Here is a 1,819-nt window from a genome sequence, read left to right on the forward strand (position 1 = left end):
AGCAGCGCCTGCGCCTCGATCGGATCACCCAGCGTCGTACCCGTACCGTGCGCCTCGACCACATCCACATCGGCGGCAGTGAGACGGGCGTTGGCGAGCGCCTGACGGATGACCCGCTGCTGGGAGGGCCCGTTCGGGGCCGTAAGACCATTGCTCGCGCCGTCCTGGTTGACCGCGCTGCCACGCACGACGGCGAGGACCGTGTGCCCGTTGCGACGGGCGTCGGACAGCCGCTCCACCAGCAGCATGCCCACGCCCTCGCCCCAGCCCGTGCCGTCCGCGGCGGCCGCGAACGACTTGCAGCGGCCGTCGAAGGACAGCCCGCGCTGGCGGCTGAACTCGGTGAAGGTGCCCGGTGTCGGCATGACCGTCACACCGCCGGCCAGGGCCAGCGAGCACTCGCCGTTGCGCAGCGCCTGCACGGCCAGGTGCAGGGTGACCAGGGACGACGAGCACGCCGTATCGACAGTGACCGCCGGACCCTCCAGACCGAAGGTGTACGCGACGCGCCCGGAGGCGATGCTGCTGGAGCCGCCCGTGCCGAGGTAGCCCTCGACCCCTTCGGGCACGGCGCGCAGACGAGCCGTGTAGTCGTGGTACATCACGCCCGCGAAGACCCCGGTGCGGCTGCCCCGGACCGACGCCGGGTCGATGCCGGCCCGCTCGAACGCCTCCCACGTGGTCTCCAGCAGCAACCGCTGCTGCGGATCCATCGCCACCGCCTCGCGCGGGCTGATCCCGAAGAAGGCGGGGTCGAAGTAGTTGGCGTCGTGCAGGAACCCGCCCTCGCTGACGTAGCTCGTGCCCTGCTGATCGGGATCGTCGTCGAAGAGACGCTCCACGTCCCAGCCGCGGTCGGTCGGGAAACCCGAGATCGCGTCCCGGCCGTTCAGGACCAGCTGCCACAGCTCCTCCGGCGAGCGGACGCCACCGGGGTAGCGGCAGCTCATGCCGACGATCCCGATCGGTTCCTGGTCCGCCGACTCGGCCTCCTGAAGGCGGCGCCGGGTTTCATGAAGGTCCGCCGTCACCCGCTTGAGAAAGTAGCGGAGCTTTTCCTCGTTCATACGTGCATCCCTCTCGCGGCAGCCAGAAAGGCCGAGCCGTTCACGTCAGGAGATCCCGAACTCTTTACCGATGAAGTCGAACAGGTCGTCGTCCGTCGCCGATTCGATCTCCTCGGCGACCTCGGCCGCGGCCGTCTCGTCCTCCGGTGCCTTCCGGCCGTCACCCCACTTGGCCAGGAGTTCCTGGAGGCGTGCGGTGATCTGCGAACGCCCGTCGTCGTCCGGGAGGGCTACCGCCGTCAAGGAGGCCTCCAGGCGGTCGAGTTCCGCGAGCAGCGGCGTCACGGCCGCCGCTCCGCTCGGGGCGATCTCGTCCCGGAGGAAGGCGGCCAGTGCGGTGGGCGTCGGATAGTCGAACACGAGCGTGGCGGGCAGCCGGACACCGGTGGCCGCGTTGAGCCGGTTGCGGAGCTCCACGGCGGTCAGCGAGTCGAAGCCGACCTCGTTGAACGACCGCGCCGGGTCCACGGCTTCCGGGCCCGGGTAACCGAGCACGGCCGCCACATGGGTGCAGACCAGGTCGAGCAGCACCGCCTCCTGTTCCGCCTCGGGGAGCGCGGCCAGGCGTTCGACCAGGGCTCCCGAGGGCGCGGCGGTGGCGGCGGTCGCCGCCGCTCGGCGCACCGGCACCCGGACCAGGCTGCGGAGGAGGGGCGGGAGCATGCCGGTGCTGCCCGCCTGGGCGCGCAGGCCCGGCAGGTCCAGCCGCATCGGCACCAGCAGGGCCTCCGTCGAACCCTCGGCCGCGTCGA

2 protein-coding genes are annotated in these 1,819 nt (G+C 71.4%); both read right to left on the reverse strand.

Annotation, left to right across the window (positions count from 1 at the left end):
* Positions 1–1,067 (reverse strand): beta-ketoacyl synthase N-terminal-like domain-containing protein (locus IE249_RS35315; RefSeq protein WP_189711604.1); only part of this gene is annotated, 1,067 nt, incomplete at its 3' end.
* A gap of 45 nt (positions 1,068–1,112) precedes the next feature.
* Positions 1,113–1,819, reverse strand: a 707-nt coding sequence (locus IE249_RS35320) for a phosphopantetheine-binding protein (protein WP_229860016.1), incomplete at its 5' end; no start/stop codon positions are given.

The sequence above is a fragment of the Streptomyces anandii JCM 4720 genome, assembly GCF_014650655.1.
In the GTDB taxonomy this organism is placed as follows: domain Bacteria; phylum Actinomycetota; class Actinomycetes; order Streptomycetales; family Streptomycetaceae; genus Streptomyces; species Streptomyces anandii.